The sequence below is a fragment of the Streptomyces spinoverrucosus genome (assembly GCF_015712165.1).
Lineage (GTDB): Bacteria > Actinomycetota > Actinomycetes > Streptomycetales > Streptomycetaceae > Streptomyces > Streptomyces spinoverrucosus_A.
Map to the genome: position 1 here is coordinate 237,473 of NZ_JADPZX010000001.1, position 22,716 is coordinate 260,188.

Below are 22,716 nucleotides of genomic sequence, written 5' to 3' on the forward strand. Positions count from 1 at the left end.
GGCAGTTCCCATTCTTCAGGACATCGCACGCCACAGCATCTCGGCACCGCCTGCGGGGCCGCAGAGCCGCGGGAAACGCCTCAGTCCGGCTTCTCCCCCGGCCCCGGTCCTACGGATGCCCGTGAGCGGTTCAGCAAGGGCAGCGCGATCAAAGGAAACACGATCACGGACAAGAGGCCCGCTGCCACCAGTGCTGCCGCGTTGGCCGGTCGGATCGCGTCCAACTCCAGCCCGATCGTTGTCGCCGCCACGATCACGGGCAGGGACGTGGCCTGCAGGAGTCCACTGGCCATGACCTCCGACCTGGAGAGACCCGCCCTGCGGTAGACCACAGCGGGCAGTCCACGAACGAGAAGAAGCGCGGCAAGGAACATCGGCACCCGCAGCACCGCCCCGGCGTCCGCGAACAGCGCCCCGAGGTCGAACTGGATACCGCTGGTCACGAAGAAGACCGGGACGAGGAATCCATAGCCGAGGCCCTCCAGTTTGACGTGGAACTGCGGATGCGTCCGTTCCGCGGCGGGGTCGACCAGCCGCAGCACGGCCCCCGCGATGAAGGCGCCCAGAATCGCCTCGAACCCGAAATGCATGGCGACCGCGGACAGGCCGACGACCAGAACCATGGTCAAACGGACCCGTACTTGAGCGCTCGTGTCAGCCAGATTCATCACTGCCTCGGACAGCCACATCGTGCGCCCCGCACGTATCGACGTCACCGCGATGAACACCGTCAGGCAGGCAAGGCCGAGCAAGAGAAGGACTCTGGAGGCCGGGCCCGACGCATGTTCGGAGAAGAACAGCGACAGCAGCAGCACAGCGCTGATCTCACCTGCGGAGGCCCCTCCGATGGTCAGTTGACCGACCGGCCGGTCGACCGCGTCGGCGTCCTTCAGGATCGGGATCAGCAGCCCCAGGGACGTGGCCACCAACGCGGTGCCGATCAGCAACGGGCTCTCGACCAGTCCGGCGAGGTCCAGCACCCAGCCGACGACCCCGGCCAGTGCGAGCGTGCCCGCCAGGCCGAGGGCGACCAGCCGTCCCCGTGGCCCGCGCAGTTGCTGGACATCGATTTCGAGCCCGGCGAGGAACAGCAGGAAACTCAGTCCAATGATCGACAACGCCTCGACGGTGGCGTCCGGTTGCACGAGATCCAGCACCGCCGGACCGAGGACCACGCCGGCCAGGATCTCCAGGACCGGGCCCGGGAGACGTACACGGGGTACCAGGGCGAGGAGGAACGGGACGCAGGCGGCTACCGCGAGAACGATGACCAGATTGTCGTACGACATCGCGACTCCGGCGGCACGACGTGCGGTGCACTGGCTATGACCAACGTTGCCCTATTTCGCGACACTATGTGCTGCCGGCCATTCCCGACTGATCGGCGCGGCATTACCGTCGACGGCATGAGCGAGAACTCCAAGCGTTCCGTTGTCGTCGAGCGCACCAGCAGTGGCCACTTCGTCGCAACCAACGCCCGTGGCGGAACGATCAGTTTCGGTACGGCCTCCGGTGCCGACGGCGACACCGAGTTCACCCCGGTCGAGCTGCTCCTCGCCGCGATCGGGGGCTGCACGGCCGCGGACGTCGATGCCGCCACCAGCCGCCACGCGGAGCCGAGCGAGTTCTCCGTCGCGGTGACCGGCGACAAGATCAACGACGAACTCGGCAACCGCATGATCAACATGGCGGCCACCTTCACCGTCACCTTCCCGGACGGCGACGGCGCCGAGCGCGCCCGCGCGATTCTTCCCCGGGCGGTCAAGTCGTCCCATGACCGTCTCTGCACGGTCAGCCGCACGATCGAGATCGGCACGCCCGTGACCGCGACGATCAAGGATGTCTGAAAAACGACAGGGGCCGACTTCCGTCGTAGGGTGCCTCTCGCACGTGAAGGACAGGAGGCCGAGGTGACCGGCATGACGTTGACCGGGACGACGGTGGCCGAGGTGATGGCCGAACTGGCCGAACTCGAGGACCCGAAGATCCGCGAGGTGAACGAGAAACACGGTGACGATCACGGCGTGAACCTCGGCAAGCTGCGCGCGCTCGCGAAGCGGTTGAAGACGCAGCAGGACCTCGCGTGCCGGCTCTGGGAGACGGATGACACCGCGGCGAGACTGCTGGCGCTCCTGATCTGCCGCCCGAAGGCGTTCGAGCGTGACCAGTTGGACGCCATGTTGCGTCAGGCGCGCACACCCAAGGTGCACGACTGGCTCGTGAACTACGTGGTGAAGAAGAACCCGCACTCCGAAGAGCTGCGCCTGGCCTGGTCCGCCGATCCGGATCCCGTGATCGCGAGTGCCGGCTGGGCGCTGACCGCCGAACGCGTGGCGAAGAAGCCCCAGGGCCTCGACCTCGCGGGACTGCTCGACGTCATCGAGGCGGAGATGAAGGACGCCCCGGACCGCCTGCAGTGGGCGATGAACAACTGCCTGGCCCAGATCGGGATCGAGCACGCCGAGCACCGCACCCGCGCGATCGACATCGGTGAGCGCCTGGAGGTGCTCAAGGACTACCCGACTCCCCGGGGCTGCACGTCTCCCTTCGCGCCCATCTGGATCAACGAGATGGTCCGCCGACAGCACGAACGGTAGGAAGCCCTCAGCAGGGTTGTCCCTCGGTCGCCGGACTTGCGGACAGAAGCTGACCGCAAGTCTCCCTACGGTCGTGTCATGACGCAGACGCAGAAGATTCTTGTCACCGGCGCCACCGGAACCGTCGGCCGCCAGGTCGTCGCCGAACTCCTCGCTCGCGGCCACGCGGTGCGCGCCCTCACCCGGGATGCGGCGAGGGCCGCGTTCCCGGCATCAGTCGAGGTCGTCCAGGGCGACCTGACCGACCCCGACAGCCTGGTCCCGGCCCTGGAGGGTGTCACCGGCCTCCATCTGATCACCTTCGGCGGGCCCTACTTCGCCCCCCTCGAGACCGGCCCGCGGATCCTGAAGCTGGCCCGCGCGGCCGGCGTACGCCGGGTCACCGTGCTGAACGGCGGCGGGCCGTCCCCGCTGGAAGACGCGGTGCGTGCCGACGACGCCGTGGACTGGACCGTGGTCATGCCGGTCGAGTTCATGGCCAACGCCCTGGAGTGGGCGGACCGGATCATGGCCTCGGACGAGGTCCGCGAGCCGTTCGTCTCCCGGTTGAGCGCCATGGTCCACGAGGGCGACATCGGCGCTGTCGCGGCGGTCGCGCTCACTGAGGCGGGCCATGGGGGCCAGGAGTACCTGATCACCGGTCCCGAGGTGCTGACCGTCGGCGACAAGGTCGCGGCGATCGCCGCCGCCCGCGGCCGGGAGATCACCCTCGTCGAGCTGACCGAGGAACAGGCCGCCGAGGAGTGGCGGGCGGCGGGCCAACCCCAGGACCTGATCGACTTCCTGCTCGATGTGTACGGCAACACCCCGGAGGTGGGCCGCACGGTCATCGACACCGTCGAGAAGGTCACCGGCCGCCCGGCCCGCACCTTCGGTCAGTGGGTTGCGGAGCACGCGGACGCCTTCACGGCGGAACGGCCCGCCGCCACGGCGTAACCCGGCGCCCGCGCCGAGGTGTTACGGCGGGAGCCGCGGGCGTACCCGCGGCTCCTGGTCGATCACGGCAGGTGGATCCCGGCTCCCGGTCCCAGCGGCAGGTCGAAGGCGTAGAACACGCCGAGCACGGCCAGCCATGCCCCGATGAAGGGCAGTACGTAGATCGCGAGCCGGGACATCAAGGTGCCCAGCTGCGCGCCCGGTTCGTAGCGGCGGACCAGCGCCAGGGAGAGGAAGAGATAGGGGTTGAGCGGCGAGATCATCTGGGTCGCCGAGTCCGCGATCCGGAAGGCCGCGAGGGTCAGTGCCGGGGACATCCCGATGAGCATGAAGGTCGGTACGAAGACCGGGGCCATCAGTGACCACAGCGCCGACCCGGAGGTGATCAGCATGTTCAGCGCGCTGACCACCAGGACGAAGAGCACCAGGGCGGTGAAGCCGGTCAGCCCCGCGGACTTCAGCAGTTCCGCGCCCTCCACGGCGAGCAGGGTGCCCAGGTTGGACCAGGTGAAGACCGCGATGAACTGCGCGATGACGAGGATGAGCACGATGTAGCCGGCCATCGAGGTGACCGACTCGCCCATCATCTTCGGGATGTCGTTGCGATGCGTCACCGTGCGGGCCTTCACCCCGTACACCGCGCCCGCGATCACGAAGGCACCGAACAGGAGCGGCACGATGCCGCTGAGCGCCGGCGACGGCACGAGCGCGCCGCCCTCGCCGCGCAGCGGGCTGCCGGGCAGCAGCCAGGCGACCAGCACGACCGCCGCGTACGCACCGGTCGCCACCGTGGCCCACAGCAGTCCGCGCCGCTGCTCCGCGCTGATCCCGGCGGACTCGTCCTCGGACGACTCGGCCGTGACCGGGGCGGGCAGCCTCGGCTCCAGCACCCGGGCCGTGAGGAATCCGCCGATGAGGGCGAGCACCACGCTGGCCGAGGCGGTGAAGAAGTAGTTGACCAGGAGGTGCGTGGGCGCGTCCGGCCCGGTCGGCAGCACGGCCGCGACCTTCTCGGTGATGCCCGCGTACAGCGCGTCCAGGGCGCCCACCGTGAAGCCCGCCGAATAGCCGGCGCAGACACAGGCGAAGGCCCCGACGAGTCCGGCGACCGGGTGCCGGCCTGCGGCCTTGAACACCAGCGCGGCCAGCGGCGGGATCACCAGCACCGCGATGTCGCTCATCACGTGGCCCTGGCAGGCCACGAAGGCCACCACGTACGGCAGCAGCCACGCCGGCGCCTTGGCGATGGTCGCCCGGACCGCCGTCTCCAGCAGTCCGGTCCGCTCGGCGACTCCGACGGCCATCATCATCAGCAGGACGGTGCCCAGGGGCGGGAAGCCGGTGAAGTTGGTGAGCGCGTTCTCCAGGAACCAGCTGATGCCGCCTGAGGTGAACAGCCCCTGGATCTCGAGGCGCTCGTCGCTTCCCGGCACCGTCACCCCGACGTTGGCCCAGGCCAGCGCGGTGGAGACCACGGCGAGCAGGACGAAGAGGGCCGTGAAGAGATAGAAGGGGTGCGGCAGCTTGTTGCCCAGGCGCTCCAGGGCGGCCATGAGCCGGTCGAGCCGGCCGCTGCCGTATCCGCCGTCGCCCTTGGTCGGGGATGGCGATGCGAGGGTGTCCTGCATGGCGTCGCCTCTCAGTCGGTGCCGTGGGTTGGCTTGATCTGCTGGGTGAGGGTGTTCTTGCGTACGACGCCCTGCTGGATCACACAGCGGATGTGCGCGGGGTCGGCGAGCACCGAGATGTCGGCCAGCGGATCGCCCTCGCACACGACGAGGTCCGCGGCCTTGCCGGCCTCCAGGGTGCCGAGCCGCTCGCTGAGCCCGAGCAGTTCGGCGGCGACCCTGGTGCCGGCGGCGATCGCGTCCGTCGGGGACATCCCGAGGGAGACGAGATGCATCAGTTCGCGCAGGTTCTGGCCGTGCGGGCTGATCGCGGCGTCGGTGCCCATGGCGATCCGCAGCCCGTCCGCGATCGCGGCGGAGATGTTCTCCTTCGTGATGCCGGACCAGCGCATCTTCTTCTCGTAGTGGTACGGCGCCATCGTCGCCCGGTCGATGCCGTCGAAGACCGTGGAGAGGGTGGGGACGACGAACACGCCGCGCTCCCCGGCCAGTTCACGGGCCTCGGCGTCCAGGCCGTAGCCGTGCTCGATGCTGGTGACGCCGCCCCGGATCGCGTTGAGGATGCCCGCGGTGCCCTGCGCGTGCGCCGCCACCGGGCGCCCTCCGTGCCGGCGCACCTCGTCCACGACGGCGCGGATCTCCTCCTCCATCAGCCCCTCGTCCTCGGGCTGGTCGTGCGGGCTGCCCATGCCGCCGGTCGCGCAGAGCTTGATGACGTCGGCGCCCTCGCGCAGCAGCCGCCGTACCGCCTTGCGGACCTCGTACGGATCGTCCGCGATCTCGCCGACGCCACCGCTGGGGTCGAACCCCGAGGGGGTGGTGAAGTCGGCGTGGCCGCCGGTGTGGCCGATGATGCGGACCGCGGTGTGCAGGCGGGGGCCCTCGATCAGGCCCTCGGCGACCGCGGTCCGGAACCCGGCGGGCAGGCCGCCGAGGTCGCGGGCGGTGGTGACGCCGGCGTCGAGGGTGCGGCGCAGCCGGCGGGCGGTGCGGAAGGTCTCCACCGTGTCGTCCAGGGCGTAGCGCCCGGACAGTGCCTTGGCGTTCTCGGCGCTCAGGTGCACATGGCAGTCGATGAAACCGGGCAGTACGGTGCGGCCCGCCACGTCCAGGACGCGGATGTCCGGCGCGGTGGCCGGGGCGTCCTCGGATCGGCCGACATGGACGAGGTCACCGTGCTCGTCCGTGACGACCACGCCGTCGGCCACGGGCGCGCGGCCGGTGCCGTCGACGATCCGGGCGTTGATGATCTTCAGGGCCACTGCTACCGCTCCTCGTGCTGTCGGATGTCGCGGTAGCCTCAGGTCCATCGGCAGCACGGACGCCGGATTGCAGGATTCGTTCATCGGAGCGCCCGAAATGCAGGATCAGGAACTCAGCGAGCTGGATCTGGCGATCGTCAACGCCCTGCAGATCCAGCCCCGCGCCCCCTGGTCCCTGGTGGGCCGGGTGCTGGGCGTGGACGCCGTCACCGTCGCCCGCCGCTGGAAGCGGCTCAGCGACAGCGGGGCCGCCTGGGTGAGCGGCCACATGGCACCGGGGACCGACGACCGGGTGATGGCCCAGGTCGAGATCGTCACGGCGGCAGCTCAGACCGGCCGGGTGGCCGAGATCCTCGCCCGCGACATCTCCACCCTGAGCGTCAAGCAGACCTCCGGCGCCCGGGACATCCTGGCGATCGTCTGGGCGTACAGCCTCGACGAACTCGCCGACTACATCGGCGAGCGCATCGCCCGCTGCCCCGGGGTCCGCGCCACCCGCTCGCACGTCGTCACCGACGCGCCGTACGAGGGAAGCCGCTGGCGGCTGCGCAGTCTCTCCGCGGAGCAGCGCGCCCAGCTGCGCCCGCCGGAGCGGCCGCCCGTGCCTGCCGAGCCGCTGCGCCCGCTCGACCGCCGCATCGTGGTGGCCCTCGGCGAGGACGGCCGCATGCCGCTGAGCGAACTCGCCGAACGCGCCGGCACGAGCGTGGCCACCGCCCGCCGCAGGCTGAGCCAGCTGCTCGGCTCGGGGGGGCTGGTCCTGCGCTGCAGCCTCGCCCGCCCGCTCACCGGCTGGCCCGTCACCGCCGTCTACTTCGCCTCCGTACCGGCGGAGCACCTTCAGGCGGCGGAGGCGGCGCTGCGGACCCTGCCGGAACTGCGGCTGTGCACCGTCACCGCCGGGCCGCACAATCTGATCCTCGACGCGTGGCTGCGCGGCGTCCACGACGTGCACCGCCTCGAGGCGCACCTGGAGCACGAGATGGCCCACCTCGGCTTCCGGGTCGGCGACCGCGCGGTGGTCCTGCGCACGGACAAGAACGTCGGCCGCATCCTCGACCGGCGCGGCCACAGCGTGGCGGCGGTTCCACTGGAACGGCTCGCCTGACGAGCCGCAGGAGCGCTAGGTGTTCTGTCCACGGCGCACGGACGCTGCCGGAGGGCGTTCGCGCAGGGCCCCGTAGGCCAGGAAGTAGGCCGGCACCCGGTTCACCCAGCGCGAGGTGGTGACCAGCTCGGTCAGGCGCTTGGCCCGCTTGGGGTCGCCGAGGGGCGGTCGGCCCAGCAGGAGCGGCTCGATGACGTTAGTGTGGGCGAAGCGCTGCAGGCCCTGGGTGAGGGCCGTGGTGGGCCAGCGGCGGCGCTGGACGCGGCGTACGGCCGCCGGCAGGCCGGCCGCACCGTCGCTCAGCGGTCCCACGAGGTGCCGGGCGGCGGCCACGGCGTCCTGGACGGCGAGGTTGATGCCGATGCCGAAGACCGGGGACATGGCGTGGGCCGCGTCGCCGATGCACAGCAGCCCGGGCCGGTGCCAGCGCCGGAGCCGGTCGAGCCGTACGTCGAGCAGTTTCACCTCGTCCCAGGACGCGAGGGTGTGCATCCGGTCCGCGATCCACGGGACGGCGGCGCCGTACATGTCCCTGAACCGGTCGAGACCGGCCGCGCGCAGTCGGGCGTCGCTGCCCTTGGGGATGATTCCGGCGCACTGCCAGTAGTCCCCGCGGTCGATCATGGCGCTGAGGAACCGGTCGCCGACCCCTCCCACGAGTCCGTGCGGGTCGCTGTCACGCCGCGGCAGCCGGAACCACCAGGCGTCCATCGGGCAGGGGAACGTGCGCAGCCCCAGCTCGGGCATCGAGCGGGCCAGCGAGCCCCGGCCGTCGCAGGCCACCGTGAGGGTGGCCCGCAGCTCGCCGGTGCGGCCGTCGGAGGTGCGGTACGACACGCCGGTGACACGGCCCCGTTCCACCAGGAACGAGGTCGCCTCGGTGTTCATGCGCAGGGAGAAGGCGGGCTCCCGCCCGGCCTCGTCGGCGAGGAGGTCGAGCAGGTCCCACTGGGGCACCATCGCGATGTAGTTGTACTGGCGCCGCAGCGCGGCGATGTTCCCGACGGTGACCAGTGACCGGTCGGGGCCGAGCGGCAGCTGGATCGTCGTGACCCGGCGCTGCGGCAGCCGGGCGAACCGCTCGCTGAGGCCGAGCTCGTCCAGGAGGGCGAGGGTGGTCGGATGCACGGTGTCGCCGCGGAAGTCACGCAGGAAGTCACCGTGCTTCTCCAGGACCGTCACCTGGACCCCGGCCCGGGCCAGCAGCAGCGCGAGGACCATTCCGGCGGGCCCGCCGCCCACCACACAGCACGTGGTCCGCTCCCTCGCCCCGTGGGCGTCCTTCGCGTCCATCGCGCTTCGTCCCTTCGTCGCGCCACCGATCGGTCACACTGGTATACATACCCACAAGTAATGGCAAACCTTCGCGCATGGTTGCCACGTGCCCGGGAGGCATGATGAGCCAGCAGCCCGTCCTTCTCCCCTACTCCGACCCCGCCTTCGTGACGGATCCCTTTCCGCTGTACCGACAGCTGCGCGAGGACGGTCCGGTCCGGCGCGCGGTCATCGCGGGCGGTCTGGACGCCTGGTTGGTCACGCGCTACGAGGACGGTCTCGCGGCCCTGTCCGATCCCCGGCTGAGCAGTGACATCCGGGACGCATCGGATCCCCGCCTCATGGAGCAACTGCCGGAGTTCGAGCGCGAGTCGATGATCAGCAACATGCTGCGCGCCGACCCGCCCGACCACACCCGGCTGCGTCGCCTGGTCTCGAAGGCGTTCACCGCGCGCAGGATCGCCGAGCTGCGGCCGCGTGTCCAGGAGATCACCGACCGGCTGCTGGACGCGGTGGTGCCGGCGGGCCGTGCGGAGCTCGTCGCGGACTTCGCGCTGCCGCTCCCGGTCACCGTGATCAGCGAACTGCTCGGTGTGCCGGTGGACGACCGGTACGACTTCCAGCGGTGGACCGACGACATGCTGCTGCGCGGGGAGCAGATGCCCGACCCGGCGGTCGTGAACGAGTCGTGGCAGCGGATGCGCGGGTACCTCACGAAGCTGCTGGAGTCCAAGCGCGCCCGGCCCGGGGACGATCTGCTGAGCGCGCTGATCAGCGCCCGCGACGAGGAGCAGCGGCTGAACGAGGACGAGCTGATCTCCATGACGTTCCTGCTGCTGGTGGCCGGGTACATCACGACGGTCAACCTGATCGGCGGCGGCATCGCCGCGCTGCTGGCCCACCCCGACCAGCTGGAGCTGCTGCGGGACGATCCCGAACTGCTGCCCGGCGCGATCGAGGAGTTCCTCCGCTACGACGGCCCGGTCAGCCCCGGTATCGTCCGGTTCGCGCGCGAGGACGTCGAGATCGCGGGCGTGACCGTCCCGCGTGGCGCGACCGTGCTGATCGCGTCCGCGATCGCCGATCGCGATCCGGACCGGTTCCCCGATCCCGACCGGCTGGACGTCACCCGGCAGGACAACGGCCATCTGGCATTCGGGCACGGCATCCACTACTGCCTGGGCGCGCCCCTCGCCCGGCTGGAGGGCCAGATCGCCATCGGCACGGTGCTGCGCCGCCTTCCTGACCTGGCCCTGGCCGTGCCGCCGAGCGAGCTGAACTGGCGACCCGGCGGGCTTCGCGGCCCGGTGCGGCTGCCCGTCACGTTCACGCCCGGCGGCAGCGTCAGCGCACGTTCTTCAGGGTGACCTTCCCGGCTTTCTTGGTGAACAGGGCACCACCGACGCTCATGGAGACCAGCACGCTGTACTTTCCGGCCGGAATCGCCGAGACGTCGACTCCCGCTGCTCCCGTGCTGAAGTATCCGGAGTCGTAGTTACCGAGGTCCCCGGGCTGTTTGTGCGGCCGCACGGCGCCGGGGTTCTTCTTCACGGCCAGTGGAAACGAGTGGCATCCGGACCTGCCCTGGAGTACGAGGTAATAGACGGCGTGCGTGTCCCGGTCGGCGTTCCTTCCGGGCAGGAAGAAGACACCTTCCGCATGGACCGTGCGGTCGCGCAGCTCCGCCTTCACAGCAGAGAAGCACACCCCGTCGGAGTCGATTCCGACGATGTCCCTCTTGACCAGCTTGAGGCCGCCCTTGCCGCCTCGGAGGAGAAGCTCCGAGTCACCGCAGTTCTGGCGTCGGTCAACGGCGTTCTGTGAGATGAGCCGGGTTCGCCGCTCGATGCCCTCGTCCTCGCTCGTGACGCAGACGGAAACGTCATAGGTGCCCCTGGGCAGTTCGGTGAAGGCCAGGTCGCCCTGAGAGGCGAACCCACCCATGGCGTACTCGCAGAAGTACTCGTCGAAGTAGTCCCGGTAGAGCCTGATCTCCTTGGTCGTCTCCAGCGGGTACGCCCGGGTTTCGCCGTCCTTCTCCAGGACGAGCCGCTTGGTCTCGGCAGTCGGACCGTCGGCCGACTCGCCCGGCAGGAAGGCGTGCCCCTTCAGCCGCAGCTGCCCGTCCGCGAACTCGGCACGAGTCAGCGTGGCCAGGGCGGTGTCGCGCTTGCGGAGCTCGGCGAGGTAGTCCGAAGCCACCTCCGGGTCCCCGGGATCGGTCCCGATCCGGACCTCGCCCCATCGCGGTGCGGCGCCCTCGGTCAGGGAGTACACGATGCTCAGAATCGACGGCAGCGCCTGCCGGACCACCTCGTCGTGCCGTCGCACCGTGGGAGATTCCACGAACAGGAAGTTGAAGTTCTCGTACTCCCGCAGCGCGGGGAGATAGTGCTTGACTTCCTGCTCGTACTGGTAATCCCCGGGCGAGGAGACCACGTATATGTTCCTCTTGAGGTCCGCTTCCTTCTTGAGGAGGTCCTTCATGACGGCGTCCATGACGGCCACGTTCTCGTCGGACTGCCCCTCACCGAGGACGGCGTCTCCGAGCTGAGCGTGGCCCTTCGAGTAACTTCCGAGGAAGTACTGGGGTGTTGACGCCACGATGTTCTTGTAGTCGTACTTCAGGCCGTAGTAGAGCGCGGCGCTTCCGCCCTTGGACGCACCCAGGAGAGTCACCTCGTCCCGGGTCACCCGCAGCCGTCGCATGTGGTCCGCTATGAGGGCCTGTATGGAATCCGTGACACTGAAGTCCATGTTTCTGGCCACATAGTAGGAGGCCCCACCGTCGAAGTGGTCACGAATTCTGAGGATGTTGCACTTGACGCTCTCCAGCGCGTTACCGAATCCGTACTTGCTGCCCACGGACGAAAACACGACCAGCAGGTGGCGGTGGTCACCCTGGGCCGGGCGGAACTGGAATTCGACCGGCCACTTCCCATGCACCTCCACGCTCTCCTTGTAGGCGCGGTTTTTTTGTGTTGCGTAGTTGGGCGACAGCGGAGGCAGAAGATTCTTCATGGGGGCAGGCGGACTCTCTGGCCGGGCGTTCGGGTGGGCGATGCTCCGGCGGAGTATACGGAGTGGTCACCTGATGGTCACCCAGACGTAGATGAGGGTCAGCCAGACGTAGATGGGTCAGCCGGTAGTGAGCACCATGCGGAAGCGGGCGGTGCCGGACAGCATCTTCTGATAAGCCGTGTTCGCCTCGGTCAGCGGCACCGCCTCCACCATGGGGCGGATTCCGTGCAGAGCGCTGAACGCCATGGTGTCCTGCACGTCCTGTGCGGTACCGGACGGGTGGCCGCGCACGGTCCTGGCGCGCGTGATCAGCTGGAACGGGCTGATTCCCAGAGGTTCGGGAGTCGCTCCGATGACCACGAGTTCACCACGGTGCGACATGCCGTCGACCGTTGCCGCGATGGCGTCGGAGCTGCCGGCGGTGGCCAGTACGGCCTTGGCGCCTCCCAGGGACTGCAGGGATTCCGCGACCGAGGTGGCTGCCGTGCTGTCGATGTAGTGATGAGCGCCGAGTTGCTTCGCGATGTCGGCTTTCTCGGGTCCCCGGGCGATGGCCACCGTCTCGAAGCCCATGGCCACCGCGTACCGCACTCCCAGGTGGCCAAGGCCTCCGATGCCCAGAACGGCCACCAGATCGCCGGGCCGGGCGGAGCTGCGCCGCAGCCCGTTGTAGGTCGTGACGCCCGCGCACGCCATGGGCCCCGCGTCGGTCGCCGACAGGGCGTCGGGAATCCGGGCCAGGGCGTCGACGGGCGCGACCATCGCCTCGGCGAAGCCCCCGTCGTAGACCCAGCCGGGAATCTTGACGTTGTCGCAGACCATGAAGTCGCCCTGCCTGCACGGAGTGCAGTGACCGCAGCTGCCACCGAACCAGCCCACCGCGACCCGGTCCCCCAGGTTCCAGTGGCTGTTCTGGGCTCCTTCGCCGAGTTCATCGATGCGCCCGGCGACTTCGTGACCGGGAACCACCGGGAACCGTACGCCGGGCATGGCGCCACTCACGAAGAAGTCGTCGCTGTGGCAGATGCCGCAGGCCTCAACGGCCAGCCGTACGTGGCCGGGGCCGGGACGGGGTACCTCACGCTCGACGATCTCAAAGGGCCCGCTCGCGGCGGCGACCTGCGCGACTCGATAGGTGTCCATGTGTCTCTCCGGGGCGGGCCTCTGCGGCGCCGAACCACGACTACGGCCGTCGAATCAGGTGCTGTTAAGTCCGGCGCACGCACTCATCGCCTGGCGGCCACCTCCCATCCCACCACTGCCCGGTCGGACCGGCAACAGATGCCGGTTTCCGGCCGGGCAGCCTGCCCGTTCGGTTGCCGGGCCGAAGGCCGGCGGGACAATGGGCGTATGGCACAGCACGCCTCGCGCTACGGCGAGCAGGTGTTCCGGCCGGAGGACAGGGGCGAGGACGACCGGATCGACCTGGGGGCGCTCGCCTACGACGTGGTCACCATGGATCGGCTGCGGCAGTTGGGCGTCGGTCCCGGATGGCGGTGTCTCGACGTGGGAGCCGGAACGGGCAGTGTGGCCCGGCGGCTGCTGCGGGAGGCCGGGGTGGCGCAGGTCGTGGCGGCGGACCGGGACGTCCGGTTCCTGAGCGCCGAGCCGCTGCCGGGGCTGACGCCGTACGAGGCGGACGTCGCGTCCGAGAAGTTCGCGCCGGGCCGCTTCGACCTGGTGCACGCGCGTTTCCTGCTGATGCACCTGCCCGACCGGGCACGAGTGGTCTCCCGGCTGGCGGGTCTGCTCACGCCGGGCGGGATCCAGGTGGTCAGCGACGCGGTGGACCTGACGACCGCACACGCCCCGGACGGCCCGTACGCGGCCGCGATGCGGGCCATGTGGCAGGGGCTGCGGGACACGATCGGCACGGACATCACGTGGGTTCCGCGCTGCCCGCAACTGCTTCAGGACGCCGGGCTGGAGTCCGTCGCCGCCGAGATCCACGTGCCGCCACTGGTGCCCGGCACCCCCATCAGCCGGTTCTGGGCCGAGACGTGGCAGCGGGCGCGAGGGGCGATGGTGGCGACGGGGCTGGTGGACGACGCCGGTGTGGACGAGGCCGTCCGCTGCCTCGACTCCCCCGCGTTCACAGGGCTGTCCCCCGGCATGCTGACGGCGTGGGGCCGCGCGCCGCGCTGACGGCCGGGACCGCCGCGCGCGCGTGAATTGGTCGGGGAGGCGCGAGCGGTTCTCGTCAGAGCCGGGGGAACTCGGGGGCGATCTTCAGTTCCCGCGCCGCCGTGCCCCAGATCACCGCCAGTGCCGATGCGAGCGTCACACGCGGGTCGCCGAGCATCAGGCGGATGCCGAAACCGTCGCACAGGACGAGGAGGGTGGTGCTCGTCGCGTCCACGTCGCAGTCGGCGAACTCACCGGAGTCGATACCACGGGTGATGGCCTGGCCCACCCAGGCGTGCAGCTGGTCGTAGAGGTCGATGGCCAGACCCTGGGCGGTGCCGTCGCGCAGGGCGCGGACCCACAGTTCCTGCCACAGGCGCCAGTCCTGGCGCAGCTCGGGGTCGGTGGGCAGCAGGCTGTGCAGGATGCGGGCGAGGATGACGGAGGCGGGGACGGAGTCGGCGTCGCGTTCGAGTTCGGTGCCGGTGTGGGCGAAGGAGTGCGTCATCGCCTCGGCGAAGAGCTTCTCCCGGGTGTCGAAGTGGTAGTGGAGCAGAGCCGTCGACACCCCGGCGTGCTCGGCGACCATGCGCATGCGGATCTTCTCGAACCCGACGTCGGCGATCACTTCGCAGGCGGCTTCGAGGATCCGCTCGCGGGTCTCACGCGTGCGTTCGGCGCTGGACAACTCGTGGCTCCCCTGTTCTGTCGGCGGTCGGCGCGGTGGCCGGTGCGGGACCCGGCCTCGCGGTCTCCATCTTCCTGCACGGATGCGGGTGGTGGTCATCGGTGGGTGTGGAAACCCCGGCCGGACTTGCGGCCGAGCAGGCCCGCGTCGACCATGCGGGCCAGCAGCGGCGGCGGGGCGTAGAGGGGTTCGCGGAACTCCTCGTACATCGACTCGGCGATGGCCTGGGCGGTGTCGAGTCCGATCAGGTCGGCGAGGGCCAGCGGGCCGAGGGGGTGGGCGCAGCCGAGGGTCATCGCACGGTCGATGTCCTCGACCGACGCCGTCCCCGACTCGACCATGCGAACGGCGGCGAGGAGGTACGGCACGAGCAGGGCGTTGACGATGAAGCCGGACCGGTCACGGGCCCGCACCACCTGCTTGCCGAGGGTGCCGGCGGCGAAGGTCTCGGCGCGTTCGACGGTGGTGTCGGCGGTGAGCAGCGACGGCACGAGCTCGACCAGCGGCAGGACCGGTACGGGGTTGAAGAAGTGCAGGCCGACGACCTGCTGGGGCCGGGAGGTGGCGGCGGCGAGGCGAATGACGGGGATGGAGGAGGTGTTCGTCGCGAGGATCGCGTCGGTGTCGCGTACGACGGCGTCGAGTCGGGTGAACACGTCCACCTTGGCCGTCTCGTCCTCGGCGACGGCCTCCACGACGAGGTCCCGGTCGGCGAGCGGTTCCAGGCCGGTGGTGACGGTGATGCGGGCCAGGGCGGCGTCCCGGTCGTCGCCGGTCAGCTTGCCCGCGGCGGTGGCCCGGTCGAGCGAGGCGGTGATGCGGGCCCGGCCCGCGTCGGCGGCGGCCCGGCCGGCCTCGGCGACGACGACGTCGAGGCCGGCCCGGGCGCACACCTCGGCGATGCCGGAGCCCATCAGGCCGCAGCCCACCACGCCGACGCGGGCGACGGTCGTACCGGTCATGTCTGCTCCTTCGGGGTGGGTGCGGCTGGGTGTGGTGTCAGGTGGTGGGCAGTCGCAGGACGCCGGTGCCGCGCTTGATCAGTTCGCCGGCGACGATGAGGCGCTGGATCTCGGAGGTGCCCTCCCAGATGCGGTCGACGCGCAGCTCGCGGTAGAGGCGCTCGACGGGGTAGGAGCGGTCGTAGCCGCGGCCGCCGAAGATCTGCACGCAGCGGTCGATCACCCGGCCCGACGCCTCGCCGGCCGCGAGTTTGGCGATGGCGGCCTTGGCGTGCAGGGTCTTGCGGTCGCAGGTGCCCTCGGTGACCTCCCAGGCGACCTGGTGGGTGTAGGCGCGATTGACGGCGATGTCGACGGCGCAGTCGGCGAGCATGCCCTGGATGAGCTGGAAGTCGGCGATGCGGCTGCCGAACTGGCGTCGTTCCAGGGCCCAGTCGCGGGCGAGTTGGAGGGCGCGTTCGGCGGCGCCGGTGGTGCGGGCGGCGATCATGAGGCGTTCGTCGGTGAACCATTCCTTGGTCAGCTCGTAGCCGTTGCCGACGCCGCCGACGACGTCCTCGTCGGCGACGAACACGTCTCGGAAGACGAACTCGGGGTGGCCGTTGACCGCGGTGTGCATGAAGCGGGGTTCGCGGGTCATGGTGACGCCGGGTGCCTGCTTGTCGACGAAGAACAGCGTCGGCTGCCGCTCCGGGCCCGCGTCGGCCTGCACGAGCAGGAAGTCGGCGACGTCGCCGCAGGTGACGAACCACTTCTCGCCGTTGATCAGCCAGCCGCCGTCGACCCGGTCGGCGGTGCTGGTGCCGGAGGCCGGGTCGGATCCGGCGCCGGGCTCGGTGACGGCGAACGCGTCGAACCGCTCGCCCCGGATCACGGGCAGCAGGTACTTCTCGCGCTGGGCCTCGGTGCCGTACGCCAGGACGTTCGCCGGGCGCCACGGGATGTCCCACAGGCAGTTGGTGACCTTGCCGAACTCCTCCTCGACGATGACCTGGTCGAGCAGGCTGAGGCCGGCGCCGCCCCACTCGGCGGGCATGTTGATGGCGAACACGCCGGCGTCGATGGCCTCGCGGGTCAGTTCGCGGACGGTGTCGGCGGGGAGCGGGCCGCCGGCCTCCTCGGAGGCGTCCTCGAACCGCATCAGTCGCTGCGCGTAGGCGGCGGCCCGGGCCTTGAGGTCGGCTTGCTCGGGGCTGTAGCGGAAGTCCATGAGTGTCCTTGTGTGTTCTTCGGCTGGTTGATCAGGCGAGTACGGCGCGGGCGTCCAGCGCGAGCGCGCCGTCCGGCCGGACCAGCAGGGGGTTGACCTCGATCTCGGCGATCTCGGGGTGGGCCGCGGCGACCTCGGTGATGCGGGCGACGGCTTCCGCCGCGGCGGCCACGTCGACGGCCGGACGGCCGCGGACGCCGGCGAGCAGTCCGGCGGTGCGCAGGCCGCGCAGCAGTCGCTCGGCGCGCGGTGCGGGTACGGGCGCCAGGGAGAACGCGACGTCATGCAGGGTCTCGGTGAGGACGCCGCCGAGCCCGACCATGGCGACGGGCCCGAAGCGGGGGTCGCGGTTGACGCCGACGATCAGTTCGACGCCGTCGGTGGGGTCGGCCATGGCCTCGACGGAGTACGCCGGGGCGCCGAGCCGGGCGTGCATCTCCCGGTGGGCGGTGAGCAGCGCGGCCCGGTGCGGCAGCCTCAGGGCGACGCCGCCGGCGTCCGACTTGTGCAACAGGTGCAGGGCCTTGAGCACGTAGGGACCGTCGAACTCGGCTGCGGCGGCGAGCAGTTCGGCCTCGTCGGTCACTTCACGGGCGGCCGGGAAGCGGACGCCGGCGGCGGCGAGCAGGGCGCGCACGGAGTGGTAGCCGGGGTCGGTCAGGGGCGCTGCCGGTTCCGGGAGGGGTGGTACGCCGACAGGACCCGCCGCGTCGGTGACGGTGAGGGCGGCGAGGGCTCGGGCGGCGTCCTCGGTGGCGCCGAAGACGGGTATGCCGGCGTCGGCGAGGACGCGGCAGCTCGGCGAGGCCGGGTACATGGACTGCACGACCAGGGGCTTGCGCCGGCCGGCGTAGTCGCGGGCGATGTCCTGGGCGGCCCGGAGCTCGCCCTCGGCCAGGGCCGTTCCGCCGCCGCCGAGGCCGCCGGTGGAGGCCGCGTAGCCGCCGAAGTAGCCGGTCATCAGGACGGAGTCGACGTCGTCGGTGGCCAGCAGCGCGCCGACCGTAGCGGCGTACGATCCCGGGTCCTGCTCCCCCATTCCGGCGAGGTCGACGGGGTTGCCGACGGCTGACTGGTCCCAGAGCACGGTACGCAGCCGGGCCTGGGTGTCGGTGCCGAGTTCGGGGACGTCGAGCCCGGCGGACTCGGCGGCGTCGGCGGCGATGGCGCCGTGACCGCCTCCGTCGGTGAAGACGGCGGTACGCCGGCCCGCGCCACGGTTCCTGGCGCCGAGGGCGGCCAGTACGACCGTCATCTCCCGTGGCGTGGCGACGAGGTGGACGCCCGCGTCGCGGCAGGCGGCGGCCACGACGTCGGCGGACGTGGTGAGGGCGCCGGTGTGGGACTGGGCGCTGCGCGCCGAGGCGGTGCCCCGGCCGGCGGTGAGCAGCACCACGGGCTTGCCGGACGCTGCCGCGGCCTCGGCGAAGGCCCGGCCGTCGCCGAAGTCCTCGGCGTAGACGGCGATGGCGCAGGTGCCGTCGTGGCGTGCGCAGTCGTCGATCAGGTCGACGAGAGTGACGTCGGCCTGGTTGCCGAGGGAGACGAAGCGGGAGAAGCCGGCGCCGTGGGGGGTGAGGCGGAGCTGGAGTTCGAGGGCGAGGTTGCCGCTCTGGCTGAGCAGGGCGATGCCGCCGGGTGCGAACGTGTCGGAGGCGAGGTACAGCTCGGTGGTGTTGTCGGCGATCCCGAGGCAGTTGGGGCCGACGAGGGCGGCCCCGGCCTCGCGGACGCGGGCGGTGACGGCCCGCTGCCGGGCGAGGCCGGCCGCCCCGGTCTCGGCGAAGCCGGCGGTGATGGCGACGATCGCGCGGGCGCCGCAGGCCAGTGCCTCGTCGACGGCGGCCTCGAATCCGGCCCCCGGTACGGAGACCACGACGAGGTCGACGGGCTCGCCGACGGCGGCGAGACTGGTGGCGGCCGGGCGGCCGAGGACCGTGCCGCCACGGCGGTTGACGAGGTGGACCGGGCGGCGGTCGGGGGCGCGCAGCATCTGGGCGGCTATCGCGTGGCCGTACTTGGCGGGGTCGTCGCTGGCGCCGACGACGGCGACCGACTTGGGGTCGAAGAGCGGGGTGAGGTCGCGTCCGGCCGCCGGGCCGAAGGGGGCAGGGGCCATGTCACTTCACCAGCCGGAGCGCGGAGTTGGGGCAGCTGTCGGCGCAGGCGCGGGCGGTCGGCGCTGGAACGGATGGACGTCTCCCTGATCGAGGCCGGACGCGACCTGTACGGCGGGCCGTTGCGGACCTTCGTCCACGTCACGCTCCCGGCGACCCGGCAGGGGGCGGCGGCCGGCTGCGTCCTCGTCTTCCTGCCCGCCATGGGCGACTTCGTCAGCGCGCAACTGATGGGCGGTCCCGACCAGATCATGATCGGCAACCTGATCCAGGACAAGTTCTTCCAGGGCCAGAACTGGCCCCTCGGCTCGGCGCTGACGATGCTGATGATGGCGGTGCTGTTCCTGGGGATGCTGGGCTACCTTCGGCGCGCCCGCAAGGACGAGGCGGAGGCGGTCCGATGACACTCCGTCCCGTGCCCGCCCGCCGTGCTCGCCGCGGCACCGACCGCAGGCCGCGGTTCGCGATCGGCGTCACCGCCGTCTTCTTCGCGCTGCTGTACCTGCCGATCGGCGTGGTGGTGCTGTTCTCGTTCAACTCGCAGAAGTCGCTGACCGTGTTCAAGGACTTCAGCCTCCGCTGGTACTCCGCCTTCTTCCGGGACCAGTTGCTGCTGGACTCGCTCGGCATGAGCCTGCGGGTCTCGCTCGTGGCGACGGCCGGCTCGCTGGTCCTCGGTGTCGCGCTGGCGCTCGGCCTGGTCCGCTGCCGCAACCGGCTCGGCTCGCTCGCCGGACTGATCATGCTCGTTCCGCTGATCACGCCGGAGATCGTCACCGGCGTCGCGGCGATGCTCCTCTTCAAGGGCATGAACGTGCCGTTGTCCACGGGCACGGTGATGCTGGCGGAGATCACCTTCTCGATCTCCTACGTGACCGTCATCCTGCGCTCGCGGATCGCCGCGCTGAACCCGGAGGTGGAGGAGGCGGCGATGGACCTGGGCGCCACCCGCTGGCAGTCGCTGCGGCTGGTGACGCTGCCGGCGCTGCTGCCGAGCATCCTCGCCTGTGCCGTACTGATCTTCGCCCTGGTCTTCGACGACTTCGTGCTCGCCTACTTCACCACCGGCGTCGATCCGCAGCCGCTGTCCGTCCGGATCTACTCGGCCATCCGCTTCGGTGTCCAGCCGACGATCAACGCGGTGGGCACGCTGATGCTGTTCGGCTCGATCGCCCTCATCGCCCTCGCGCTGTTCATCCCGCGACTGTTCGGCCGGCGCGGCGGTATCGACCTCCTCTCCGGGAAGTGAGACCCGTGACCACGACGACTACCACCATCACGACCGCGGAGACCGGCACGGGCGGCACGCCCGCCGTCCGACTCGACGGGATCCGCAAGTGCTACGGCGACTCCCACGCCGTGCGGGACCTGTCCCTGGACATCGGTGCGGGCGAGTTCTTCTCGCTGCTCGGACCGTCCGGCTGCGGCAAGACGACCTCGCTGCGGATGATCGGCGGTTTCACCGATCCGACGCAGGGGCGGATCCTGCTCGGCGGCGAGGACGTCACCGGGCTGCCGCCGAACAGGCGCGATGTGAACACCGTGTTCCAGAGCTACGCCCTCTTCGACCATCTCTCCGTCGCCGACAACGTGGCGTTCGGGCTGAAGCGCAAGGGCGTGGCGCGGGCCGAGATCCGCGAGCGGGTGGGCACGATGCTGGAGCGGGTGCAGCTCGGCGGGCTGGCCGGGCGCAGGCCGGCCACGCTCTCCGGCGGCCAGCGCCAACGCGTCGCCCTGGCCCGTGCCCTGGTCAACCGGCCGCAGGTGCTGCTGCTTGACGAGCCGCTGGCGGCGTTGGACCTGAAGCTGCGTCGGCAGATGCAGGTCGAACTGAAGCAGATCCAGCGGGAGATCGGCATCACGTTCGTGTTCGTCACCCACGACCAGGACGAGGCGCTGACGATGTCGGACCGGGTGTGCGTGATGAACGACGGCCATGTGCGGCAGTGCGGAACCCCCGAGGACGTCTACGAGCGGCCCGCGAACAGCTTCGTCGCCTCGTTCATGGGCACCTCGAACCTCGTCCCGGGCACCTACCGTGCCGGAGAGGTCGTCATGGACGCCGGTCCGGCGCTGCCGGTGGGCCCGCAGCAAGGGGTCGCGGACGGCAGCCGGGTGAGCGTCGCGATCCGTCCCGAGAAGATCTGGCTCTCCGAACTCACCCCGGACATGGCACGCGTCACGGGTGTGGTGCGGGAGACGGTGTACTCCGGCCCGACGACCACCTACCTGATCGAACTCGCCCCGGGCGTCACGGTATCGGTGCTGGAGCAGAACACCTACCGGTCCCGGATGGAGGACCGGTGGTGCGGCGGCGAGAGCGTCGAGATCGGCTGGCGTCCGGAGCACTGCCTGGTTCTCGACTGACGTGACTTCTTGACCGACGCCCGCGTCCTCCAGAGAAGGAACGTTTCTCATGCATCATGACGTGATCGTGCTCGGCGCCGGCCTCGCCGGTCTCGCCGCCGCGCGGGACCTCGCGGCGGGCGGCGCCGACGTCCTCGTCGTCGAGGCCCGCGACCGGGTCGGTGGCCGGGTCGAGCAGACCGCCCTCCCCGACGGCCGTATCGTCCAGCTCGGCGGCGAGGTGGTGGGCCGGGCCCACACCGCCTACCTGGCGCTGGCCGCCGAACTCGGCCTCATCCTCGTCCCCAGCTATGTCGCCGAGCCCGGCGTCATCGCCCGGGCCACGCCGGAGGGCCTCTCGGCCGGTGACCCGCCGCACTGGTTCGCTCCGGGCGACGACGCCTGCCACCGTCGGGTCACCGAGGCGTTCGACGCCCTGGCCCGTACCGTCGAGCCGGACGACCCCTGGAGCCATCCGGAGGCCGACGCCCTCGACAGCGTCTCCGTCGGCGACTGGCTGCGCGCCGAGGGCGCGTCGCCCGGCGTCGTACGGCTGTGGGAGATCGGGCAACTCGCGCTGGCGAGCGGTTCGTACGAGCGGACCTCCCTGCTGTCCGCCCTGCGCAAGCACGCGGCGGTGCCCGGCGACCCGGGCGCCGGTGCGAGTGAGCACTACGACTACGACGACTGGGAGGGCCTGCGGGTCGCCGAGGGCTCCGCGACGGTCGCGCTGCGCATGGCCGCCGCACTGGACGGACGGATCCGGCTCGGCGAGCCGGTCCGGGCAGTCGACGTACGCCCCGGCGGGTGCGCGGTGCTCCTCGCGAACGGCGAGACGCTGCGCGCCGACGCGGTGGTGAGCGCCCTGCCGGTGGGACCGCTGCGGTCCGTCCGGGTCACCGGCGTCTCCGCCGAGCGGCTCGCCTCGCTGCACCGGCAGCGCCAGGCGGTCGCCGCGAAGTTCGTGGCGGCGTACGACAAGCCGTTCTGGCGTGCGTCGGGGCTCAGCGGCCTGTCCGAGTGCGAGGGCGTGCTGGGCAGCACCTGGCCGCAGAACGAGGGCGTGCTCTCCGCGCTCGTCCCGCCCGAGCGCTACGGCGCGCTGCTGGGCATGCCCGCCGGCCTGCGCGAGGGCGAACTGCTCGGCGAGGTCGCCCGTCTGTACGGCGACGAGGCCCACGACCCCGTCCGCTGCTGGACGCGGTTGTGGGGCACCGACCCGTGGACCCAGGGCTACGTGACGCACTGGACGCCCGGCGACGTGACGGCGGTCGGGCCGCTGCACGGCACCCACGAACCGCCGTTCTACGTGTGCGGTTCCGACCAGTGGGTCGCCGGATACATGGAAGGCGCGGTGCGCACCGGGCGCGCCGCCGCGAAGGAGGCGCTGCGCCGTGGCTGAACGACGTCCGGACGTGCTCAACCACATCGGCGGGCGGGAC

20 protein-coding genes are annotated in these 22,716 nt (G+C 70.9%); 10 read left to right on the forward strand and 10 right to left on the reverse strand.

The features are described from left to right. Positions 1 to 80: 80 nt before the first annotated feature. The gene (locus tag I2W78_RS01105) at positions 81 to 1,289 is read right to left on the reverse strand and encodes a cation:proton antiporter (protein WP_196456103.1); all 1,209 of its coding nucleotides are present in this window, start codon (positions 1,287 to 1,289) and stop codon (positions 81 to 83) included. 117 nt (positions 1,290 to 1,406) lie between these two features. Between I2W78_RS01105 and I2W78_RS01110 the strand changes: the two genes are divergently transcribed. The 3 genes from I2W78_RS01110 (at position 1,407) to I2W78_RS01120 (ending at position 3,533) form a co-directional block, all read left to right on the forward strand. Then, positions 1,407 to 1,847, forward strand: a complete 441-nt coding sequence (locus I2W78_RS01110) for an OsmC family protein (RefSeq protein ID WP_196456105.1) — start codon at positions 1,407 to 1,409, stop codon at positions 1,845 to 1,847. A gap of 72 nt (positions 1,848 to 1,919) precedes the next feature. Beyond that, positions 1,920 to 2,597: a DNA alkylation repair protein gene (locus I2W78_RS01115; RefSeq protein WP_196456107.1), complete on the forward strand. Its 678-nt coding sequence runs from the start codon at positions 1,920 to 1,922 to the stop codon at positions 2,595 to 2,597. 78 nt (positions 2,598 to 2,675) lie between these two features. Further along, a complete protein-coding gene (locus I2W78_RS01120) occupies positions 2,676 to 3,533 on the forward strand; it encodes an NmrA family NAD(P)-binding protein (RefSeq protein WP_196456109.1) in 858 nt (285 codons plus the stop codon). A gap of 62 nt (positions 3,534 to 3,595) precedes the next feature. On the opposite strand, the gene I2W78_RS01125 is transcribed toward I2W78_RS01120, so the two are convergent. Next, the gene (locus tag I2W78_RS01125; protein WP_196456111.1) at positions 3,596 to 5,161 is read right to left on the reverse strand and encodes an AbgT family transporter; all 1,566 of its coding nucleotides are present in this window, start codon (positions 5,159 to 5,161) and stop codon (positions 3,596 to 3,598) included. An 11-nt stretch (positions 5,162 to 5,172) separates the two neighbouring features. Further along, on the reverse strand, positions 5,173 to 6,471 hold the full coding sequence (locus tag I2W78_RS01130) for a metal-dependent hydrolase family protein (protein ID WP_196464344.1): 1,299 nt from the start codon (positions 6,469 to 6,471) through the stop codon (positions 5,173 to 5,175). Between the two features lie 49 nt (positions 6,472 to 6,520). Here I2W78_RS01130 and I2W78_RS01135 point away from each other — a divergent pair, with 49 nt between their 5' ends. Then, positions 6,521 to 7,531 (forward strand): Lrp/AsnC family transcriptional regulator, encoded by a 1,011-nt coding sequence (locus I2W78_RS01135; RefSeq protein WP_196456114.1) that lies wholly within the window; start codon positions 6,521 to 6,523, stop codon positions 7,529 to 7,531. A gap of 15 nt (positions 7,532 to 7,546) precedes the next feature. Here I2W78_RS01135 and I2W78_RS01140 read toward each other — a convergent pair whose 3' ends face one another. Next, on the reverse strand, positions 7,547 to 8,824 hold the full coding sequence (locus tag I2W78_RS01140; protein ID WP_196456116.1) for an FAD-dependent oxidoreductase: 1,278 nt from the start codon (positions 8,822 to 8,824) through the stop codon (positions 7,547 to 7,549). A gap of 104 nt (positions 8,825 to 8,928) precedes the next feature. On the opposite strand from I2W78_RS01140, the gene I2W78_RS01145 reads away from it, so the two are divergent. Continuing rightward, positions 8,929 to 10,173 (forward strand): cytochrome P450 family protein, encoded by a 1,245-nt coding sequence (locus I2W78_RS01145; RefSeq protein ID WP_196464345.1) that lies wholly within the window; start codon positions 8,929 to 8,931, stop codon positions 10,171 to 10,173. Here the strand turns inward: I2W78_RS01145 and I2W78_RS01150 are convergent. Together I2W78_RS01150 and I2W78_RS01155 are read right to left on the reverse strand one after the other, a co-directional pair. After that, on the reverse strand, positions 10,151 to 11,827 hold the full coding sequence (locus I2W78_RS01150) for a hypothetical protein (protein WP_196456118.1): 1,677 nt from the start codon (positions 11,825 to 11,827) through the stop codon (positions 10,151 to 10,153). The genes I2W78_RS01145 and I2W78_RS01150 overlap by 23 nt on opposite strands. A gap of 117 nt (positions 11,828 to 11,944) precedes the next feature. Further along, complete coding sequence (locus I2W78_RS01155; RefSeq protein ID WP_196456120.1) at positions 11,945 to 12,970, reverse strand: alcohol dehydrogenase; 1,026 nt, start codon at positions 12,968 to 12,970, stop codon at positions 11,945 to 11,947. Between the two features lie 207 nt (positions 12,971 to 13,177). Here I2W78_RS01155 and I2W78_RS01160 point away from each other — a divergent pair, with 207 nt between their 5' ends. Further along, complete coding sequence (locus I2W78_RS01160) at positions 13,178 to 13,972, forward strand: class I SAM-dependent methyltransferase (protein ID WP_196456122.1); 795 nt, start codon at positions 13,178 to 13,180, stop codon at positions 13,970 to 13,972. Between the two features lie 55 nt (positions 13,973 to 14,027). Here I2W78_RS01160 and I2W78_RS01165 read toward each other — a convergent pair whose 3' ends face one another. From I2W78_RS01165 to I2W78_RS01180, 4 genes are all read right to left on the reverse strand, one after another. Then, positions 14,028 to 14,639: a TetR/AcrR family transcriptional regulator gene (locus I2W78_RS01165; protein WP_196456124.1), complete on the reverse strand. Its 612-nt coding sequence runs from the start codon at positions 14,637 to 14,639 to the stop codon at positions 14,028 to 14,030. Between the two features lie 95 nt (positions 14,640 to 14,734). Continuing rightward, the gene (locus tag I2W78_RS01170; RefSeq protein ID WP_196456126.1) at positions 14,735 to 15,601 is read right to left on the reverse strand and encodes a 3-hydroxybutyryl-CoA dehydrogenase; all 867 of its coding nucleotides are present in this window, start codon (positions 15,599 to 15,601) and stop codon (positions 14,735 to 14,737) included. Between the two features lie 37 nt (positions 15,602 to 15,638). Continuing rightward, complete coding sequence (locus I2W78_RS01175; RefSeq protein WP_196456128.1) at positions 15,639 to 16,811, reverse strand: acyl-CoA dehydrogenase family protein; 1,173 nt, start codon at positions 16,809 to 16,811, stop codon at positions 15,639 to 15,641. A 31-nt stretch (positions 16,812 to 16,842) separates the two neighbouring features. After that, on the reverse strand, positions 16,843 to 18,930 hold the full coding sequence (locus I2W78_RS01180) for an acetate--CoA ligase family protein (protein ID WP_196456130.1): 2,088 nt from the start codon (positions 18,928 to 18,930) through the stop codon (positions 16,843 to 16,845). On the opposite strand from I2W78_RS01180, the gene I2W78_RS01185 reads away from it, so the two are divergent. The 4 genes from I2W78_RS01185 to I2W78_RS01200 are packed head-to-tail and all read left to right on the forward strand — an operon-like array spanning position 18,820 to position 22,676. Then, positions 18,820 to 19,332: an ABC transporter permease gene (locus tag I2W78_RS01185; protein WP_307783573.1), complete on the forward strand. Its 513-nt coding sequence runs from the start codon at positions 18,820 to 18,822 to the stop codon at positions 19,330 to 19,332. The two genes, I2W78_RS01180 and I2W78_RS01185, sit on opposite strands and share 111 nt — an antisense overlap. Beyond that, positions 19,329 to 20,177 carry an ABC transporter permease gene (locus I2W78_RS01190; RefSeq protein WP_196456132.1) on the forward strand — a complete coding sequence of 283 codons (849 nt, stop codon included), beginning with the start codon at positions 19,329 to 19,331 and terminating at the stop codon, positions 20,175 to 20,177. Before I2W78_RS01185 ends, I2W78_RS01190 begins: the two co-directional genes overlap by 4 nt. Before the next feature lie 5 nt (positions 20,178 to 20,182). Beyond that, positions 20,183 to 21,295: an ABC transporter ATP-binding protein gene (locus I2W78_RS01195; RefSeq protein ID WP_196456134.1), complete on the forward strand. Its 1,113-nt coding sequence runs from the start codon at positions 20,183 to 20,185 to the stop codon at positions 21,293 to 21,295. Positions 21,296 to 21,344: 49 nt separating this feature from the next. Beyond that, positions 21,345 to 22,676, forward strand: a complete 1,332-nt coding sequence (locus tag I2W78_RS01200) for a flavin monoamine oxidase family protein (RefSeq protein WP_196456135.1) — start codon at positions 21,345 to 21,347, stop codon at positions 22,674 to 22,676. Positions 22,677 to 22,716 lie beyond the last annotated feature (40 nt).

What these genes read in the sequence shown, in the direction of transcription:
- I2W78_RS01140 (WP_196456116.1), bottom strand. Translation starts at nt 8,824, where the DNA reads ATGGACGCGAAGGACGCCCACGGGGCGAGGGAGCGGACCACGTGCTGT.
- I2W78_RS01170 (WP_196456126.1), bottom strand. Translation starts at nt 15,601, where the DNA reads ATGACCGGTACGACCGTCGCCCGCGTCGGCGTGGTGGGCTGCGGCCTG.
- I2W78_RS01115 (WP_196456107.1), top strand. Translation starts at nt 1,920, where the DNA reads ATGACGTTGACCGGGACGACGGTGGCCGAGGTGATGGCCGAACTGGCC.
- I2W78_RS01145 (WP_196464345.1), top strand. Translation starts at nt 8,929, where the DNA reads ATGAGCCAGCAGCCCGTCCTTCTCCCCTACTCCGACCCCGCCTTCGTG.
- I2W78_RS01125 (WP_196456111.1), bottom strand. Translation starts at nt 5,161, where the DNA reads ATGCAGGACACCCTCGCATCGCCATCCCCGACCAAGGGCGACGGCGGA.
- I2W78_RS01105 (WP_196456103.1), bottom strand. Translation starts at nt 1,289, where the DNA reads ATGTCGTACGACAATCTGGTCATCGTTCTCGCGGTAGCCGCCTGCGTC.
- I2W78_RS01120 (WP_196456109.1), top strand. Translation starts at nt 2,676, where the DNA reads ATGACGCAGACGCAGAAGATTCTTGTCACCGGCGCCACCGGAACCGTC.
- I2W78_RS01180 (WP_196456130.1), bottom strand. Translation starts at nt 18,930, where the DNA reads ATGGCCCCTGCCCCCTTCGGCCCGGCGGCCGGACGCGACCTCACCCCG.
- I2W78_RS01135 (WP_196456114.1), top strand. Translation starts at nt 6,521, where the DNA reads ATGCAGGATCAGGAACTCAGCGAGCTGGATCTGGCGATCGTCAACGCC.
- I2W78_RS01175 (WP_196456128.1), bottom strand. Translation starts at nt 16,811, where the DNA reads ATGGACTTCCGCTACAGCCCCGAGCAAGCCGACCTCAAGGCCCGGGCC.
- I2W78_RS01130 (WP_196464344.1), bottom strand. Translation starts at nt 6,471, where the DNA reads ATGGACCTGAGGCTACCGCGACATCCGACAGCACGAGGAGCGGTAGCA.
- I2W78_RS01110 (WP_196456105.1), top strand. Translation starts at nt 1,407, where the DNA reads ATGAGCGAGAACTCCAAGCGTTCCGTTGTCGTCGAGCGCACCAGCAGT.
- I2W78_RS01190 (WP_196456132.1), top strand. Translation starts at nt 19,329, where the DNA reads ATGACACTCCGTCCCGTGCCCGCCCGCCGTGCTCGCCGCGGCACCGAC.
- I2W78_RS01155 (WP_196456120.1), bottom strand. Translation starts at nt 12,970, where the DNA reads ATGGACACCTATCGAGTCGCGCAGGTCGCCGCCGCGAGCGGGCCCTTT.
- I2W78_RS01160 (WP_196456122.1), top strand. Translation starts at nt 13,178, where the DNA reads ATGGCACAGCACGCCTCGCGCTACGGCGAGCAGGTGTTCCGGCCGGAG.
- I2W78_RS01150 (WP_196456118.1), bottom strand. Translation starts at nt 11,827, where the DNA reads ATGAAGAATCTTCTGCCTCCGCTGTCGCCCAACTACGCAACACAAAAA.
- I2W78_RS01200 (WP_196456135.1), top strand. Translation starts at nt 21,345, where the DNA reads ATGCATCATGACGTGATCGTGCTCGGCGCCGGCCTCGCCGGTCTCGCC.